This is a genomic window from Kribbella sp. NPDC023972, from assembly GCF_040639075.1.
Lineage (GTDB): Bacteria > Actinomycetota > Actinomycetes > Propionibacteriales > Kribbellaceae > Kribbella.
This window is the reverse complement of sequence record NZ_JBEZZH010000010.1, coordinates 187,134-205,139: the sequence shown is the minus strand read 5'-3', so window position 1 is coordinate 205,139 and position 18,006 is coordinate 187,134. Positions and strand designations below refer to the sequence as shown.

18 protein-coding genes are annotated in these 18,006 nt (G+C 66.5%); 8 read left to right on the top strand and 10 right to left on the bottom strand.

The features are described from left to right. The first annotated feature begins 58 nt into the window (after nucleotides 1-58). The 8 genes from AB0F43_RS31950 to AB0F43_RS31915 all read left to right on the top strand — a co-directional run bounded on the left by AB0F43_RS31950 (nucleotide 59) and on the right by AB0F43_RS31915 (nucleotide 13,592). Nucleotides 59-2,470, top strand: coding sequence for a hypothetical protein (locus tag AB0F43_RS31950; RefSeq protein WP_360485308.1), 2,412 nt, complete (start codon nucleotides 59-61; stop codon nucleotides 2,468-2,470). A 437-nt stretch (nucleotides 2,471-2,907) separates the two neighbouring features. Beyond that, nucleotides 2,908-4,377 (top strand): DUF3375 family protein, encoded by a 1,470-nt coding sequence (locus tag AB0F43_RS31945; RefSeq protein WP_360485305.1) that lies wholly within the window; start codon nucleotides 2,908-2,910, stop codon nucleotides 4,375-4,377. After that, entirely contained in the window at nucleotides 4,374-5,138 is a 765-nt protein-coding gene (locus AB0F43_RS31940) for a DUF4194 domain-containing protein (protein ID WP_360485302.1), read from the top strand. The genes AB0F43_RS31945 and AB0F43_RS31940 overlap by 4 nt, the downstream gene beginning before the upstream one ends. After that, a complete protein-coding gene (locus tag AB0F43_RS31935; RefSeq protein WP_360485299.1) occupies nucleotides 5,135-8,563 on the top strand; it encodes an SbcC/MukB-like Walker B domain-containing protein in 3,429 nt (1,142 codons plus the stop codon). Before AB0F43_RS31940 ends, AB0F43_RS31935 begins: the two co-directional genes overlap by 4 nt. Then, nucleotides 8,560-9,780: a Wadjet anti-phage system protein JetD domain-containing protein gene (locus tag AB0F43_RS31930; protein ID WP_360485296.1), complete on the top strand. Its 1,221-nt coding sequence runs from the start codon at nucleotides 8,560-8,562 to the stop codon at nucleotides 9,778-9,780. The genes AB0F43_RS31935 and AB0F43_RS31930 overlap by 4 nt, the downstream gene beginning before the upstream one ends. Before the next feature lie 830 nt (nucleotides 9,781-10,610). Continuing rightward, nucleotides 10,611-11,144, top strand: a complete 534-nt coding sequence (locus tag AB0F43_RS31925) for a hypothetical protein (RefSeq protein WP_360485293.1) — start codon at nucleotides 10,611-10,613, stop codon at nucleotides 11,142-11,144. A gap of 1 nt (nucleotide 11,145) precedes the next feature. After that, nucleotides 11,146-12,801, top strand: a complete 1,656-nt coding sequence (locus AB0F43_RS31920) for a hypothetical protein (RefSeq protein WP_360485290.1) — start codon at nucleotides 11,146-11,148, stop codon at nucleotides 12,799-12,801. Further along, the gene (locus AB0F43_RS31915) at nucleotides 12,798-13,592 is read left to right on the top strand and encodes a hypothetical protein (RefSeq protein ID WP_360485287.1); all 795 of its coding nucleotides are present in this window, start codon (nucleotides 12,798-12,800) and stop codon (nucleotides 13,590-13,592) included. The genes AB0F43_RS31920 and AB0F43_RS31915 overlap by 4 nt, the downstream gene beginning before the upstream one ends. Here the strand turns inward: AB0F43_RS31915 and AB0F43_RS31910 are convergent, their stop codons facing one another. From AB0F43_RS31910 to AB0F43_RS31865, 10 genes are all read right to left on the bottom strand, one after another. Beyond that, a complete protein-coding gene (locus tag AB0F43_RS31910) occupies nucleotides 13,593-14,075 on the bottom strand; it encodes a helix-turn-helix transcriptional regulator (RefSeq protein ID WP_360485284.1) in 483 nt (160 codons plus the stop codon). Nucleotides 14,076-14,095: 20 nt separating this feature from the next. Then, on the bottom strand, nucleotides 14,096-14,329 hold the full coding sequence (locus tag AB0F43_RS31905; RefSeq protein WP_360485281.1) for a hypothetical protein: 234 nt from the start codon (nucleotides 14,327-14,329) through the stop codon (nucleotides 14,096-14,098). After that, entirely contained in the window at nucleotides 14,326-15,234 is a 909-nt protein-coding gene (locus tag AB0F43_RS31900; RefSeq protein ID WP_360485278.1) for a hypothetical protein, read from the bottom strand. The genes AB0F43_RS31905 and AB0F43_RS31900 overlap by 4 nt, the downstream gene beginning before the upstream one ends. After that, a complete protein-coding gene (locus AB0F43_RS31895; RefSeq protein WP_360485275.1) occupies nucleotides 15,234-15,386 on the bottom strand; it encodes a hypothetical protein in 153 nt (50 codons plus the stop codon). Before AB0F43_RS31895 ends, AB0F43_RS31900 begins: the two co-directional genes overlap by 1 nt. Further along, complete coding sequence (locus tag AB0F43_RS31890) at nucleotides 15,383-15,601, bottom strand: WhiB family transcriptional regulator (protein WP_360485272.1); 219 nt, start codon at nucleotides 15,599-15,601, stop codon at nucleotides 15,383-15,385. Before AB0F43_RS31890 ends, AB0F43_RS31895 begins: the two co-directional genes overlap by 4 nt. A gap of 36 nt (nucleotides 15,602-15,637) precedes the next feature. Then, on the bottom strand, nucleotides 15,638-16,036 hold the full coding sequence (locus tag AB0F43_RS31885) for a hypothetical protein (RefSeq protein ID WP_360485269.1): 399 nt from the start codon (nucleotides 16,034-16,036) through the stop codon (nucleotides 15,638-15,640). Next, nucleotides 16,033-16,323 (bottom strand): hypothetical protein, encoded by a 291-nt coding sequence (locus AB0F43_RS31880; RefSeq protein ID WP_360485266.1) that lies wholly within the window; start codon nucleotides 16,321-16,323, stop codon nucleotides 16,033-16,035. The genes AB0F43_RS31885 and AB0F43_RS31880 overlap by 4 nt, the downstream gene beginning before the upstream one ends. Beyond that, nucleotides 16,320-16,709 (bottom strand): hypothetical protein, encoded by a 390-nt coding sequence (locus AB0F43_RS31875; protein WP_360485263.1) that lies wholly within the window; start codon nucleotides 16,707-16,709, stop codon nucleotides 16,320-16,322. Before AB0F43_RS31875 ends, AB0F43_RS31880 begins: the two co-directional genes overlap by 4 nt. Nucleotides 16,710-16,911: 202 nt before the next feature. Further along, nucleotides 16,912-17,823: a hypothetical protein gene (locus AB0F43_RS31870; protein WP_360485260.1), complete on the bottom strand. Its 912-nt coding sequence runs from the start codon at nucleotides 17,821-17,823 to the stop codon at nucleotides 16,912-16,914. Beyond that, nucleotides 17,820-17,984: a hypothetical protein gene (locus AB0F43_RS31865; RefSeq protein ID WP_360485257.1), complete on the bottom strand. Its 165-nt coding sequence runs from the start codon at nucleotides 17,982-17,984 to the stop codon at nucleotides 17,820-17,822. Before AB0F43_RS31865 ends, AB0F43_RS31870 begins: the two co-directional genes overlap by 4 nt. Nucleotides 17,985-18,006 lie beyond the last annotated feature (22 nt).

Sequence of the window (18,006 nt, the reverse complement as noted above, 5' to 3'; positions counted from 1 at the left end):
GGGTTATCCGGACGGATCCGGGCCGGAGCTGAGGACTTGTCGCCGGGGGGGGTGTGCAGTGGCCGAGGACGGGGCGTTCGTAGTCGAGTTGCGCAGGCTGCGGTCCGCCGCTGGCCTGACATACGGTTCGATAATCAAGCGGGCTGCCCAGCAAGTGCCCCCAATCTTCCTGACAGCGCAAACGCTGAGCGACTGGTTCCGAGGAGCTGTCAAGGTTCCCAGGGACCCGAAGGCGCAGGATCGCCTGATCATCCTGCTGGAGGCCGAGGCCAGGCGCCGCGACCCGGCCCACGAGTCACACCCAATTGAGTGGTGGCGTGTGTTACGCGGCGCGAGCCTCGAGTCGCCCTGCGAGGATTTAGGCAGGCTGGTCGGAGAGCTGTCTGAGGACCAGGCACAGACCTACGGCGTGCGCCGTGCGATCAGCAGTGAGCAGGTGGGTGCGCCGGTGCTCCCGCCCTACATGAAACGCACGCACGACATAGAACTCCGCGAGGAGCTGTTGGCGGCCACTTCGCGCAGCAGGATCGTCATGGTGGTGGGTGGATCGTCGACCGGAAAGAGTCGGGCGTGCTGGGAGGCGATTCGTGAAGCCCTGCCAGGCTGGCGGGTGTGGCATCCACTTGCTCCGGATCGTCCGGAGGCTGTGATTGGAGAGCTGACGGCCGGCCGGGTCGCTCCCCGAACAGTCGTCTGGCTAGACGAGGCGCATATGTATCTCCTTCCGGAAGGCATCGGGGCTCGTGTCGCGTCGACCCTGCAGCAGTTGCTCCAAGATCCAGGTGGGCCGATTCTGGTGCTCGGCTCGATGTGGCCGCGGTACTGGGAGGAGATGACGAGGGGTGACAAAGCGGCGCAACATGCAGCTGCCAGCGCACTGCTTGCCAGCAGCCACCGTATCCATGTGCCCCCGAGCTTCACGGGCCCTGAGCTGACGGCGGCGCGGACGCAGATCGATGGCGATGACCGACTGCGGGCCGCTGCGGCCGTTGATGGCGGAGTTACTCAATATCTCGCCGCGGCTCCCGAGCTGATGCGCCGTTATCAAGATGCCGGCGAGTACCCCAGGGCGATCATTCACGCTGCGATGGACGCGCGGCGGCACAGCCGTTGGCTCTACCTGCCAGCAGATTTCTTGCGCTGCGCCGCGCTCGGCTATTTGACGGACTCGGCATTGGGCCGAGCCGACGACACCAGCCGCTGGTTCGAGACTGCGATGGAGTCCCTAACGGAAGAGTGCCATGGAGCGGATGGAGTTCTTGCTCCGCGCAAGGTTCTTCATGAGCGCCAGAATTCGATGGGCTACAAGCTTGCCGACTACCTCGAGCAGCACGGCCGGCGGACACGCCCCGCCGGGTATCCACCCGCCAGTTTCTGGGGTGCAGTTGCTCAGACCTGCACAGATCCCGCGGTCCTATTTGAGTTCGCTCGTCGTGCCGACGATCGCGGGCGACGGCACCGCGCGGCAACTCTGTACTATCTCGCCGCTGAGTATGGCGAGACTGAGGGACAGGTCGAGCTTGCCCGGCTGCTCGGTGACATCGGCGATCTCGAAGGTGCGGTGCAGTCTGCCCAAGCTGCCGCCGACCGGGGAGCTCCACAAGGGCTGCAAGGCGTCGCAATGCTTATGGAACAGGCCGGTGATCGCTCGACCGCCGTACGTCTCCTCCGCCAGGCTGCGGACGACCACGGTGACCTGGGAGCGGTGATGCTTCTCCGGGCGCTCGAGGAGAGCGGGGACGAGAGGCTCGTGATTGAAGACCCGCGACGGAACCTCGCGCTAGCCGAGGAGGCTGCCGACCAGGCGGCGGTCGCTCTGGAGGAGCAGGAGAGCCAATTCAGCGGTCGCTATGAACCCGAGGATCTTGCCAGGCCCTGGGAAAAGTGGTGGCCGCCGGTGTTGCATCTCGAGGATGCCGGTGATCTTGCCGGGGCGGAGCGTCTCGCGTACGCCGCAGCGGACCGTGGCAACCCGGAGGGACTACGACGCCTGGCGCGGATCCGGGCGAAGGCCGGCGATCTCCCCGGCGCGGAGCGTCTCGCGTACGCCGCAGCAGACTATGGCAACTCGGAAGGGCTGGAAGATCTCGCACGGATCCGGATGGGGACCGGTGATCACGCCGACGCGGAGCGACTCACCTATGCCGCAGCGGACCGTGGAGCGCGGTCGGCGCTGCGCTACCTCGCCATGGGACGGCGCCATGCCGGCGACTACGCCGGAGCAGAGCGCCTTCTGCTCGACGGGGCAGATCGCGCTGGGCTCTGGGCGCTACGGGACCTCGCAATTGTCCGGCGACATGTCGGGGACCACGCGGGCGCCGAGCAGATTGCACGCTATGGGCTCGCCGATGACCGTACGCCCGCTAGGCCTTGGAACCTTGAGTCAATCCGACTGGAGAAGCCCGGAGAAACCCGCAGCGGGAACACGTCGCCAAGCTCGATCGCTGACGACATCTGGCGTAGTGAATAGCAAGCCGGTTCCTTGCACCGGCGCCTGCTTGGTTTACGGGGTGTCGCAGGGCCGGATCGTTCGGCTGACGGCGCGGTACGCGGTCGAGGGGGAGGCGGTGTTCTAGCAGTGGTCGCGTTGGCCGAAGACCTCACTGCACGCCACCTCACCCGAGACGGTGGAGAGCCGGTCCTGGGTCTGCGCAACCCGTGGCGAGCCGGGCGCCGCTCGATGTCAGATAGCTCCGCCGATGGGCTGGAAGAATCTGAGATCTCCTGGGCGAGGCCATCTGAGATCCGGGGAATCTCGACAGCCAGGTTCTGGCTGGTCGCCACGCTCTGCAACGAAATTGTCGGCGGTTGTCGGTACCTTACGACTAGCCGCGGCTCGGACCGTCGGGACGACCAGCCCGGGGCCCGAGCAAGGAACCCGAGCGGCCGGTACCGGGAGGTGTCACCGTGGCCGGAGGCTGGCTGGCCAGCGAGGTGGTCGAGCAGGCGTTCGACAGCAATCCCACGCTGTCGTTACTGCGTGCCACGAACGCTCGCTGGATCCTGCCGCTGTTCTCGGAGCATCTGGAGTTCGCCGAAGGTCCTGTATCGGCGGAGTGGTTCCACGAAAAGGTCGCCGATGCCCGCGCCAGGCATCCGGGCTGGCAGGGAGAGGTCACGCCCGTCGAACACTGCCGTAAATGGATCGATGCAGGCTGGCTTCAGACCGACACCGGACAGGACGGGCGAACGAGATACCGGCTCTCGCCAGAGACGCTGAGAGCTCTTCGCTTCATGCGCGAGGTTATCGAGGGCGAGAACACCGTCTCCGGTGCCCGGCTGGGCAGCATCGCCCACGCGGTGCGCCTCCTTGCCGACATGACCGACCCGAACCGGGAGGTCCAGGTCGCGCGGATCGAGGAACAGATTCGCGAACTGCAGCGGCGCAAGGATGACGTCGCCGCCGGCCGGGTACGGCTGGCGACCGTGGAGGAGATGAAACATCAGCTTCGCGAGATCTTGAGCATGACCGCGTCACTGCCCGCGGACTTTCGGCATCTGCGTTCCATGGTCGAAGACCGCCACCAAGAAGTCGCCCGTGACGCGATGGTGCAGGGACCGACCAAGGCAGACCTGGTCGAGCGCTACCTGCAAGAACACGACCTGCTCTCCCAGACCCCGGAAGGCCGCGCCTACCGCGGATTCGCCCGGCTGCTCACCTCGCGCCAGGCCGACGTGATTCGCGACGATATCGAGCAGATCCTTCGCCAAGACTTCGCCCGCAACCACATGACATCGCAGCAGCGAACACAGTTGGACACGATGCTGTCGACGCTGCTGGCTGAAGAACTCGTCGTCCAGACCAGCTATGTGCGCTGGACCTCGTCGCTTCGCCGTCTCCTCACCCGCACCGCCCACGGCCGGCACGGACGATTGCTGACCATGGCCGATCGCGCGCTGAACGCCGGAGTCGAGTGGGCACAAAGCGGGCGCGGTCCCCGCACCATCCCCGACGTTCTCGGCATCGGAACCGCCGCGGTCATCGACATCACCCAAACGCAGCTGTGGCGCGACCGTGGACCACAAACAGTCGAGGTTGTCGTGCAGTCACGTCCAACAGTCATCCCCGAAACAGACAGGGAGTCGCTGCGGGTGGCCGCCGGGATGAGCACCAAGGCCGCCACTGGCACCGTCAATCGGCTGTTGCTCGAGCGGCACCTCGTGACCGGCAGCGAAGCCTATGAAGCCACCCCACCCGAATTCCAGCGCCTGGGGACCCTGCTCAGCCTGCTCGACCTCGCCATCGCCCACGGTGAGGTCGATACCGAACTCGCTGAGGAGATCACCTTGACGACCGCTGCGGGTCACGACCTGCAGATCACGGTGCCGTACATGGTCTTCCACGAACCTCTACCCACCAAGGGCGGCCACCTATGAGTGATCCCGACGAACCGGTCGACGGTTCGGCTCCTTCCCGCTCGGCCGCCGCCGGCGACTACCCCGGCGAGTTCGATCCGTACACCGAGGCGACCTCACGGCTGGCCATGCCGGCACGGCGTGCGCTCGTCTCGCTACTCACCAATCGCTTCATCACCCGCAGCCGTAACCGCGCCGCGTGGGACGCGGTGCTCGACTACGAGTCCGAGATCGGCGAACGACTGGACGACATGTTCATGACGCTCGAGGTCGACCGCGACTACGAGGTGGCGTTCAAGCGGAAGGTCACCGACGACGACGTGCCCGTGATGCTGCGCCGCGACAAACCCCTGTCACGCGACGCGTCGTTCGTACTGATCTTCCTGCGCCGCGAGCACGCATACACCGATGCCGCCGACGATCCCGTGATCGTGTCCAACACCCAGATCGCGGACTTCCTGCGGCCGTTTCGGGAAAGCGGTGACGCCGACGACGCGAAGTACGAGCGGCGGGTCTCGGCCGCGATCCGCGCCGTCGCCGACCTAGGGTTGCTGACGCAAGACACAGAAGCCGACTACCTGTACACGGTGTCGCCAGCGGTGGTGCCGTTGGTCTCCCTGGACGTCTTGACCCACATGGAACAGGTCTACCTGGAAGCACTCAGCGACCCTGAAGCCGCCGGAACAACCGACGAGCCCGCGGGCACCCCGGCCGCCGAACAACCCAACGACCCCAACGATGACGATGGCGACACTCGTGGTGTATCGGAGACCGGCCGATGAAGACGCCTCCAGTGGTCCTGCAGTCGCGGGCACCGGCCGAGGGGACACCGGAACAGTTCCGCATCACCAAGGTGCAACTGCTCAACTGGGGGCGTTACAGCAACCTGGAAACCATGTTGGTCGGCCGCGCCGGCACCGCCATTCTCGGCCCGACAGGGGCAGGTAAGTCCCAAATCCTCGACGCCATCGCCGCAGTGCTGATGCCCAACCCGCAGGAGTTCAACCAGGCCGCTCGTGACGACCGCGGCCGAAAAGCCGAACGCACCGTCTACAGCTACGCTCGCGGCAAGACCGATCAGATCCTCGACAGCAACCGGCACAGTTCATCGACGGCCTATCTGCGCCCGCCCGGCACTGAGTTCCCGTCCGGCGTCGCGGTCACCTGGGCCACCGGCGACGGCCAAATCGTCACCGCGGCCCGCCTGGTGTGGGTATCGAAAGACACCTCCACCCTGGACGAGATCACTTCCGGCACCGTCTACGCATTCATCCAGGACGACTTCGATCTGCAACGCCTCAACGAGCTGAGACCGACCCGAGCCGCGTCCTCCCCGGTCACCCAGGCATCCCTGGAAAAACTGGTCATCCTGCCGCGCGACCTGGTCACGACCTCGCAGCCGTCGATGCACGCCCGGATGCGTCGGGTGATGGGCATCGGCTCGACCGAGGAGTCCCAAAAGCTCGCGCTAACCTTGCTGCGCAGAGCCCAATCATCCAAGGGCATCTTCTCCATCAACGACCTCTTCAAGCAGTTCGTCCTCACCGAACCACTCGCCCTGCAACGGTGGGACATCGCGCTGGCCGCCTACCGGGAAGCCTCCGCCCTGTACGAGGTGTTCGAAACCGCCCGCAAACGCCACGACGCCCTCGAAGAGGTGCCGGGCCTGGCCAGGCGGTATGCCGCTGCCGGGCAAGATGCCACGGTCAAACGGCAACTGCTGCGTCCCCTGAGCGGCGAGGAGGCGACGCGGGTCGAGATCTGGCATGCGGAGAAGATCATCGGCTGGATCACTCGCGCCATCGAAGACAACCGGATCGCCGAAGCTGTCGCCCGAGAAGACGTCGGAACCGCGACAGCCCTCGCGACAGCGGCACGCGACCGCTGGGGCGACGTGATGCAACAGATCACCGCCGCCGGCGGTGACCGCAGCCAGAGCCTCAAATCCCAAGCAGAGGCCCAGCGCGCCCTGCTCCGCAGCATCGAGGCGACTCGTGCGCCTGTGGCGCGCCGGCTCGAAGAGGTAGGCCTGCGGATGCCGGACTCCGTGGGCGACATGTCGCTGCTGCTCACCGAGATCGGTACGAAACTAGCCGCGCTCAAGGCTGAGAAGAAGGCCGTCGATCCGGTCAGCGCAGACCACAACGGCCTCGTCTGGGACCTCAAGAAACGCATCCGGGAAACGGAGCGCCAACTGGAAAATGCCCGGCGCCGCAGCACGAACATCCCTGACCACGCCGCAATCCGCCGCTCCACGATCGCCGCAGGAACCCGCGTCACCGAAGCAGAACTGCCCTATGCCGGCGAGCTGATACGGATCCGCTCCGAGCATCGGCAATGGGAGAAGGCGATCGTCAAGGTCCTGGGCGCGATGGCCTCTGACCTGCTGGTCGCCGAGGCCGACTGGCGCGACGTGACCCGGTTCGTCGACGCCAACGACATGCGCGGCCGCATCGTGTTGACGCCAGCCCAAGAACGCCAGCACGCCCGCCGGTCCCCGATCCCAGGCACCGTCCCGGCCATGATCGAGATCGCTCCCGACAGCCCCTACTGCGGCTGGCTCCTCGACGAGCTCATCGAGCACCACAGCTACCTGTGCGTCGCCAGCCCCGACGATCTACGTTCCCCACGTCCACAGGGCGCAAAGGGCGCCGTTACACGTGCCGGCATGCTCACCGGTGTCCGCGGCCGTGTCATCAAAGACGACCGCGCCACCCCATACACCTGGATCGGGTGGGACAACGCCGCCCTTGTCGGGCAGCTGAGCAGCACCGTCGAGGCGCTGCACCGAGAACACCACGAGGCCGACAAGACCGCCACCAAGACCATGCAGCAGCGAGATCGTCTGCAAAACCAGATCGCGACCCTGGAGGATCTTCAGAACACCCGCTGGTCCGAACTCGACACCAGCCCAGCCCGCCAGCGGATCACCGAACTGACCGAACAACTCAAGCAGCTCGCCGCGACCCAACCAGAGATCGACAAACTCAGCAAGGAACTCGAGCGCCACCACGAGGACGAGATCGCGGCCGGACGCAAGGTCGTGGAAGCCCAGGGACGAGTCGACGCGCTGAACGAAGAATGGGGCGAGCTCTACGTCATCGAGGACCAAGTCAAAGATCTGATCGATGACAACACCGCCCTGACCGACGACGAACGCGTCTACCTGGCTCCCCTGCCGTTCGCGGCCCCGGCAACCTCGCAGTCGATCAACGATCCGCTCGATCACGCGACCGGCCTGCTCGTGGCCCAGATCGAGCAACACGACAAGGACCGAGCCGGTCACCAAAGCCACCTGACAACAATCTTCGGGCACTACAAACAACTCGACGACAAGGCAGAGATCGACCAGACCATCGAGAGCCTGCCCACAGTGCTCGCCATCTATGAGGCCCTGACCACCGACGACCTTCCGCGCGCCAAGAACGCCTGGCTGGAAAAGGTCGGCGCCGACATGAACGACAGCCTGCACAAGCTCCTCGTGCAGATCGAAGACGACGGCAAAAGCATCAGGCGCGGTCTCCAGCCGATCAACGACGTCCTCACCGGCGTCGAGTTCCGCGACAAGTCCGCCCTGGCGATCGACACCGTGGACCGGCCCAGCAGCGATCTGCGAGATTTCCGCAAGACGCTGACCGCCTACACCAGCAACATCCTCGGCCGCGACGACGCCAACCTCGAGAAGTCCTTCGTCAAACTGCAAGGCGAACTCAAACGACTCGAAGAGCGCTCACGAGCAGGCGACTCGTGGCGGCGACGAGTCTTCGATGCTCGCGAACACGTGGAGTTCCGCGCGATCGAGACCCGCCCCGACGGCAAGACCCTCGTTCACGAAGGTGTCGCCGGCATGTCCGGCGGCGAAGGGCAAGAACTCATCGCGTTCATCCTCGGAGCAGCCCTGCGTTACCGGCTCGGAGACGGATCCACGCGCGTCCCGACCTACGCACCCATCGTTCTCGACGAAGGCTTCGTCAAAGCCGACGCCAACTACACCGGCCGCGCACTCGACGCACTACGCGCACTCGGTTTCCAGCTGATCATCGGTGCACCCCGCGAAAAAGTCACCGCGTTCGAAGACCACGTCGAAACCGTCGCCTACATCAGCGCAGACGCCGACCGGCCAGGAAGTGTCCGCATCTATCCACTCACCATCGAAGAAGCCGTCCAACTCCAGCGCGCCGGCGCCGAACCGGCCGGTTCACTATGAGAACACCAGCCACCGTCACCGACCTGATCAGCACCCGCTACCACGACCGGTGGCGCGACTGGCTCATCACGCCACCGGACCAGGACGCCCTGACCTTTCCCCTCGGCGCGCCCTCGGCCGACCACATCGCCCGCCACCCCGGCAACGTCGACACCTGGCTACGTGCCTGGAACCAATGGGACAGCGAACACCCCGACCTGACACTGCGCCGAGCAACCAAGCGGACGCTGCTCGGTGAACAGCAGATCATCACCCACCTCCAAGCCCCAACCGTCGACGCGCTCGCCTCAGCCAACCCAGCTCTCACCAAACATTGGCGTACGGCCCGCACCCGCTGGCAACGGCTCCTCAAACTTCACGCGACCCCAGCCGTCATCAAGCCACACCTGCGCCAGATCATCGACCTCGACGACGCCGACTTCCACCTCCTGGCCGCCGCCGCCAAGTGGTTTGCTGAGAACCCACGTAGCGGACTCACCCCACGGCAAGTACCCGTCGAAGGCATGCACACCAAGTGGCTGAAACGTCACCGGCGACTTGTCCTCGCCGTCCTCGGCTTAACCCCCGGCCGTGAGATACCACCCGATGACCTCACCGACAACACCAACACAGACATAGATACAGACGATGAACTGCCCGATTCCGATCTCGATCTGCTCGGCCTGCTCGCACTGCCCCGACACATCGACATCATCCTCACCGATCCGGCCGACCGGTCGGCGATCGCCGGCCTGCGGCACCTCCGCGCTCCCATCGCCGAGATCGCCGAACTGCCGCTGCGACCCAGCATCGTCCTCGTCGTCGAGAACAAGGAATCAGCACTCCTGATCCCAGACCACGAAGGCCTCGTCGTCATTCACTCACTGGGAAACCATCTCGACGCCCTGACACAGCTCCCGTGGTTCAACGATGCATCCCTGCTGTACTGGGGAGATCTCGACCGGCCAGGCATCACCCTGCTCTCGCGCGCGCGAGCACTCCAGCCCAGGCTGCAGTCAATCCTCATGGACCCCGCAACCGTCCAGACGCATCTGCACCTAGCTGTCCCCGAACGAATCAGCCGCATCGACCCGCCCCTGAACACCCTCCACCCCCACGAACAAGCCGCCCTCGACGCCCTCACCGGCGCACTCGACGGACAACATGCCCAACTCGAACAAGAACGCCTACCCGCCCCGATGGTGGTCACAACCATCCTCACAGCCCTGCGCAACTGAACACCACAGCGCGCCGCAATCCGACACAGATGCCCTGCCATCCTCAACCAGCGCACCACCCATGACCTCACCTGCAACGGAGGCAAGGTCGTAGCGCCGCAGATTCGCGACGACCTACCACCACTGACCATGGCCATCGCGACGATGTGGGGGTCCAGCCAACAGCGCACGCTCGCGCGATGATCCGAGTTCGTCGCCGCACCGTCGCACGAAGGCGCGAGACGGTGATCTAGCGACTTGAGGTAGACCCTGCTGCAGGGCTAGGTCGACTAGGGCTGGCCACTCCGGCGTCGCCTCTGCCGATGGCCGGGCGGGATGAGCACTGGATGCCTACGCGTTCGGCAGCACGCTCCTAGGCGGAGCCAAGACACTCGCTGCAGAGTCACACCAGCCCCACTGGCCCCACCAGCCTCAGAACACATCTCAGATTGACCGGCCGGCCCGTATCTGAGATTGGGCGAATCTCGACAACAATCCTTGTCAGTGACAAGGATTGCTGATAGGTTTTTCTTGTCAGCGACAAGGATTGGGGGTGATACTAGTGAGCGGAGATCTCCGCAGGCTCCTGAAGGTTCTGGAGGACCAGGGCTTTGCCGCCGAACGGTCGAGCAAGGGTCATTGGATCGTTCGGGGCCCGGACGGGAAGCGGGTCACCACGATCGCTGGGACGGCGTCGGACCACCGAGGGTGGAAGAACGCGCTGGCCTACCTGCGGAAAGCAGGGCTTGTTTGGCCCCCGGTCAACTAGGGGGCAGCGCGGCCCTCGGGAATGCACCCCGGGGGCCGCGTCCTCCACTTGACTGTCAGCGACAAGGAAGGGAAGCAACATCATGACCGACTGGACCGCTGTGGTCGACTGGGTCTATCCGCTCAGTCCGAACATGGCGACCGTTGAGGAGTGGCTGGAGAAGCTCGCCGGCCTGTCCGCTGCCGTCCACGATGAGCCGGCCGACGACCTCGGCCCCGAGCGGGTGCGCTGCTCGGCCACGATCAGCATCGAGGCCCCGAGCCTGCGCCGGGCAGCGGCCGACGCGGTCCGTCTGGTCGAGACCGCAACCGGCCAGAAGGCCACCGGCATCGCAGTCCTCGGCTCGAGGGAGTTCGATCGGCGCCTGGCCGAGCCCCAGTTCCCGCCGCTGGTGGGCTACCCGGAGATCGCAGCAAAGCTGGACGTGTCCCGCCAGCGCGCCCGGGAGATCGCGCTGAACACCAAGGGCTTCCCGGCGCCGGCGGTGCAGACCAAGAACGGTCCGCTGTTCATCGAAAGCCTGGTCGATTCGTTCGTGGCGGGATGGGACCGCAAGGTGGGGCGTCCTAGTGTTGACGCCATGAAGTCGAGCCAGACCCCCGCGGCGGGCAGCTGAAATGCGCCCGATCCCCTACACCGCGGCTGACGTCCCGACGCTGTGGCTCGACTTCGTCTCAGGTGCCGGCGTCGACGATGCCGGCAAGGCCATCCAGCCACTGGTCGGCGGCCGCCGGACCAAGCCGAACCTGGTCGACCTGCTGAACACTGCTCACAAGCACGGCGTGAAGCGCCTCATGCTGTCCGGTGCGATCCCCGCGGGCACGCCTGGCCGGCCGCACTGGCTGACCGCAGAGACACCAGGCTGGCGGGGCGCCGGCCACTGGCTGCAGGCACGCACCCCGACCGGCCGGTTCGTCCACATCGCCGATGGCTACGGAGTCGAGGTCCGCCTCGTCCGTGAGTGGTTCCCCGGCGACGACGTTCCCGCTCCGTCGGCACGTGAGGCGTGGACCATCACCACCAGCCTTCTGCGCCGCTACGGTGCAGGCGGCGGCCTGCTGAACTCCCCGGCCGGTACCGGCCAGAACCTGTGGGCGCACACCCTCCCCGGCGACCCGACCTTCGACTACGAGTCGACCATGGTCCCCGACGACATCGCCGACCTGATCCACGCCACCAGTGGCCAGCACCGCACCGAGAGCTTCGTCTCAGGCGACGGCCGCTGCGACTGCGGCGACTGCGTCGCGCTGATCACGGCCGACAAGATCGACGGCCTGGCCGCGGCCGACGGCCGGTTCATGTACGCCGGCCTGGCCAAGGGCGAGCTCGGCGTGGGCCCGGCCCGGATGCTCACCGGAGCCGAGGCTACAGAGCTGTGGACCAACGACACGAAAGGGCGCTACGCCAAGGCGCGGTTCCGGATCCGGTTCACCGTTCCCGATGGCTGGGACTCTCTCGGCCTGTTCGGGGTGCAGATTCCAGGCTCGACAACCAACGCGTGGCACTGGCCGAACCGCCCCGGGGCGACGTACGAGACGTGGGTCGACGGCGCAGAGCTGTTCCACGACCTCAACACCGGCTGGCACCGCGGCATCGAGATCCTCGAAGGGATTCAGTTCAGCAAGGGCCGGCCGCTCGACACCTTCATCGACCGCATGCTCAAGGCCCGGGGCGCAGCCAACGAACTCGATGCACCGGAGATGCTCAAGTCGCTGGTGAAGAGCGCCCTTCGTGCGGTCTTGCTGCAGACCATCGGCGGCTTCCACTCGCGAGGCCGGCCACGCACCCACATCGTCGACGACCTCAACGACGTCCCACCGTGGGCGATCTCCGGTGTCGTCGAGTACGGCAACCGGTTCATCTACACCGAGGAGCAGCCCCTCACCGACCGCCAGCGGGCATTCCATCGGCCTGAGCTGTCAGCCCAGGTCTGGGCCAAGGAGCGCGCCCGGATGCTGCTGGGCCCCACCGCGGGCTACACCGTCAACGGGCTGAAGCTGAAGGAATGGGGCGCCCTCGACCTCGATCCGCAGACCCTCGTCGCGATCAACGGCGACGCGATCGTCACCACCGAGCCGCACCTGGCGACGATCCCTGTGCGGCTGGGCGGCGGCGATGACGGCAAGGAGGGCCGGCTGCGGCTGAAGGGCTGGTTGCCGGGGCCGCTTGCTAGTCCGCGTACACGGGCAGCTCGCGACGCGATCGTCAAGAAGGCCGAGGCCGCCGGACCCACCGCGGCGTATGACGAGCTCGCCCCGGGGAAGACGTCGTGACGACGCCACAGGGCGGTCAGCCGACCAGCCAGCAGCTGCTGAACCACCTGCACAGTGCGGAGGGCTGGAGCTGGGTCCGGATCGGCGAGGCCCTCAAGCGGGACCCGGCCGGTCTTCGGCGGATCGCGAACGGCAAGGTTCCCGGCGCCAACCTGCAGCCGTCGCTGTCCGAACTGGTCAACACGGGCAGGGTATCGACGCCGCCGCCTCGGCGAACGACCAAGACCGGTGATCCGGTCCGGGTCCGCGGCAAGGCCGGCGCACCATCCGTGGTCCCGGCGGATGCGCCCATCGGAGCACGGGCCAAGGCGCCCGCGAAGGGCGCGAAGCTTCCGCGCACCGACGTCAAGAAGGCTCCGCGCGGACTGGCGGTCGTCCACAACACCCCGCAGGCTCCGCGATCGATCCTCGCCCCGCCGGAACGTGCGAAGCCGGGCGCGTCCAAGTTCGACGAGTCGACGTACACCCATGCAACCGGTGAGCTCTACAAGATGACGATCCCCAAGACGGAGGGCCCGGGGCGCGAGCGCGGCCGGCAGTCGCTGATGAACAAGCTGCAGCAGGCGGTGACCAAGAAGAAGCGGGTCAACTTCACCGTCACGCTCGAGGATCACCGCGTGATCTCGGTCGGCTCGAAACGCGGCTACGACGCCCAGGACGTTTTCAATCGTGCTCAGGGCGAAGGCGACGACCCGCTGGCCTGGATGGACGACGAGATCGCCGGGATCGAGCACTACGGCGACACCGAAGAGGTCGAGATCGTCGGCGTGCAAATGGTGACGTTCGAGTAATCAGGGACGACCCGCAGGAGGGTTCTGAGCGCGGGCAACCCCTACTTCGTGGGCACGCGCGACTGCCCGCACGCTGGTTTGAAGCGCCCCGGCAAGGAGCTGGGCATGCTCAGGCCGAAGGGCTGCGATCTTGCCGGACTCCAACGCCTGAACGGTCGAACGCGGCAACCCTGCCAGCTCGGCAAGGTCCACTTGCCTCAGGCCCCGTTCCCGGCGAAGGCTTACCAAGGTGAGGTCTTCCGGCTCGACCAGGTCAGTGACTTTGACGCCCAGCGCTTCGGCCAGTCGCAGTTGCAGCTGAGGCCGTGGTGTCCGGGGCGCCGTGAGTGACTGCCACCGTACGACCTCCTGCCGGCGTACGCCGATTGCGTCGGCCAGCTGTGCATTGCTCAGCCCTGCCGCCCGGCGCGCCTCGGCGAGACGGGCTGGGCTGAATGCCGGCGACGTTGTCTTCCCCACTCCCCCATCTTGACCGACGGGCATCACGGCGGCCCGTAGCCCGATCAGATCGCCGCTCCCGTGTCGACGTCGCTGGCCCGGCTGAATTGGGCGATGAGTTCATCGGTGAGCGCCGGAACGAGCCGCTGCTGGATCGTGTGGTCGCTCACGTCGACCAGACGCGATCCGTCGGGCCACCGCGCAGTGTCCAGAGCCGCCAGCAGAGCTGCGGACACCGTGCGCCGGGCCGTCGCGGTTGCCTGCGAGATCTCGGCACCGCATTCGTGTTCGGCCGTCATCGGGTCCGCACTTGGTGTTCGCTGCCGGTGGCAGGCCGCCGCTGATCGTTGATCTCGATGGCCCGGGCGGTGGAATCGACCCAGCCCGCGGCCAGCAGTGTCCGGGAGACCTTTTCGATGCTCGGTACCGGTTCGGCAGGGTCGTCGACGCCGAGCTCGGCCAGCAGCGCGGGAAACTCTGTCTGAACGAAGACCTTCCATGCGTCCACCGGGACCTGCAGTTCGAGGTCGAGCTGCGGGTGCTTCTTGAGCCAGGTCAGCGTCCATTCGCCCAGCCCTGTGCCGTCAGGCTCCCCGTCCTCGTCGAGCACGTCGACGCCAGCGGTCAGCTGCCCGTGTACCAGCGGTCCCCATTGCTGCCGCACGGTGGCCCCGTACCAGGCCTCGCCTGGGATGCTGAAGCTTCGGCGTGTTTTCAGGCCGGCTTGCAGATCAGGGCCGGCTGCCGTCTGCTGGTCTTGCTTCAGCCGTTCGTAGTGGCCGAGCAGCGCGACGTCGCGCAGAAATCGGCCGATGGATCGTGGGGTCGCGTCGTCGTCGCGTTCGGCTTCTCGCCAATGCGCACGGACGTACGCTTCCGCAGCCTCGGAGATGCTCTGTCCGGGCGGCACAGTCAGGGGTGAGTTGTCGCTCACGAACTCGGCGGTCGCGCGCCACAGCAGCACCGCGATCACGACCCGTGGGGCGTCGTCCCATTCCGACAGGTACGCCGGGATCTGGTCGATGGCAAAGATGCTCTGTGGGATCGGCCATGCGCCATCGAACCGGGATGCCTCCCGGTGGGCCCGGATCGCGACGTTCCTCGGGCAGTCGCTGTTGTCAGGCGCACTGGCATGGGTCACCGCAGGGCAGCGGCAGGCCGTGTGCTCGGCGACAAGGTCAAGGAAGTCGGGGATGGTCAGCATCAGCTCTTCTCCGTCGCCAGCGCGGCGACAGTGCCGTCGGCGATGTCGTCCGGGATCTTGAGTACCTCTCCGGCCCCGATGTAGGCGGTCGCGAGCTCGGCGACGGTCCGGCTTGCGAGGACGGCCTGGGGCACCTCATCGTCGGTGTTCACGAGCCGACGCGCTTCTTCAGTTTGCGTCGCTCGCGCTCGGACAATCCGCCCCACACTCCGAACCGTTCGTCGTTGGTGAGCGCGTACTCCAGGCACTCCCCGCGGACGTCGCAGCCGAGGCAGATCTTCTTCGCGTCCCTGGTGCTGCCACCCATCACGGGGAAGAAGGCCTCCGGATCGGTCTGAGCGCAGATCGCGCGTTCTCGCCGGGGCATCGACCGGTTCGAGGTCGAGCATCGGGGAGGCGGTCATCAGAACAGCACTCCTTGGTCGAGGGAGACCGGTTCGAAGCGGTCAGCGGCAGCCATCTCGTACGCAGTGACGTGGTGACATCTGGCGCAGGCGAATGCGAACAGCGTGCGCAGCGGGTAGGCCGGCGCGTCGTCGACGACGCCGTACTGCCTGCCGGAGCGCGTCCGGCGTCGAACAGTGCGCTCGATCGTGTCGCCGTCGAGCGGGTGAACAGTGCCGACTGTCATCCATCCCGATCCGACATAGAGGCAGTCGGCTTGCTCGCAAACGCTCTGAATGTGGGTCGTGCTCGGAGTTCGCCTCCACGCCTCCCAGGTGACCGTGCGGCCAGCGTGCTCTTCGATCGGGGCGGCCGGCAGATCTCGGCCGGCGTCCCAAACCAAAGACAGGCCGGTCACCGTGACATCACCGTGGTCCAGAGTTCACGACCGGCCGTGGTCACACTGATCGGCTGCCCGTGGTCACCGCTGGTCGGGTCTACGGTGACCAGGCGATCCTCGACCAGGGCGCCCAGAGTGTCTCGTTGGTAGTTTCGCCAGCGCTGCCGGTGGTCGCCGTGCTCCAAGGTGAGGCCGACGCGTGCCGGGCTCGGTTTGGTGATGTAGCCGCCGTTCGCGGCGTTGACGAGCTTGCCGAGGATCTCCAGTGCCGGGCTGCCGGGGTAGTACTTAGCGGTGTGCTTCACCGGGCACCCCCGTCGTCCCAGCCGTCCCAGGCCACGACCAGCGGCCCGCCGGCGAGCAGGTCGGCCCATTCGCCGCCCTCACCTTCAGGGCCGTACGGGACGGTGCGGGAGTACTGGCGGCCGTCCTCGTCGAGGAACAAGATCCACGGCGCGCGGTCATGGTCGATGAGCACGGGCAAGCTGCCCCGGGACTGGGCCAGGTCGAGGAGCCGCTCGAGCTCCTCGACGGTGGTCAGCGCGCGCCCGGTCATCCGCTCGGGTCCGTCGGTGCAGTGTTCGAGGTGGTCCTCGTCGTCGAGATAGCCGAGCAAGCTCGCCGGCGACAGGGCTGAGCTGAGAATGTCGGCAACAGAAGGACCGGGGCTGGTGGGGATGGTTTGGCTCATGGACGGTTGGCCCTTCTGGGAGAGGTGGCGGTCTCGCTGACGGACGGTGCTGGTTGCGGGTTGGCGATGTGGAGGTGTGGGCAGCAGCTTGGGCCGCGGCAGAAGACGTGGTGCTTGGGGGAACAGCGCGGTGTGCAGCCCGGCCTGAGGAGCGGTTGATCGGATCTGATGACGGCGCCAGCGTCATCGAGGCTCAGATATGTCATCGACTGAATCCCTTCTCGGTGGGATGTGGCTTCGGGTAGCTCCGGGCCGGCAGACCGATCAGGACGCGGGTGCGCTCGGCGCGGGTTCGGCCCAGGCGAAGGGCGTAGCGGTGGTTTCCGCGGTGTGGTGCCCGGATTGCGCCGACGTCGCGCAGGGCGGCGCGTAGCCACCCCGCCGGATCTTGCCCTGGGGCCGGCGCGGTGGCGCCGAGAGCCACCAGGCGGCGGACGACGCCGTGGCTTCCTGGCTCAGCACCGGTCACCTTGGCGATGGCACGAGCTGACAGAGCGGTCGCATCGGGCAGCAGGACAAGGCTCCTGCGGGTGCCGAGGCCCAGATAGTCGAAGTTGAGTGCCTGGTACACGATGCCGCAGTGTCCGGGTTTGATCTGTTCGTGGCCGGTCGCGGTACGCCGCCAGCGGGGCTCCGGGTCGGCGAACGCTACGACTCCACGGATGCCGCGAGCGGCGGCCATGCGGAAGGCCTCGGCACAGAACCAGCTTTCAGCGTTGCCAGGCACCTCGTCGAGCAAGACGAGCCGGGACAGTTCCAGGCTCTCGGTGTAGGGCTCGAGGGTGGGGAACGGGTTGGTGAGCACCTTCTTGGCCATCGGGATGCCGAGGACCATCACTCCTACCAGCGCTGGAATGGTCGAGTCGGCACGGTGGTCGAGCAGCCCGTAGCGGAGCCGGGCGGCCGGCCAGCTCGACGAGTAGTGGTGGCGGCAGACAAAGGCCTGGGCGGTCGATTCGTCGAGTTCCTGTACGGCGTACCGGCTCGGTTCGAACCGGCTGGCGCTAACCGGCACCCGATGAGGTGAGCCGTCCCGCCAGCGCTGAGTGGTCTGAGTTGTCACTCCGGTCCCGCCGTCGATACCGAGCAGCCGGGGCAGCTTCGTGGCCGTCACACGCTCGCCGCCCGGAACCCGTCCCAAGTCCTACCGTCCAGGTCCCACCGGGCGCTCTTCTTCGCGGTCACCGCGCACGCGTCCTGGTCGTTGCCGAAGGCCACCAGCGTGCTGGCGCCGATCAGCAAGATGATCTGGGCGCCTGCCAGGTGTCGCTTCATGTTCAGGTCTCCGCTCGTGGGC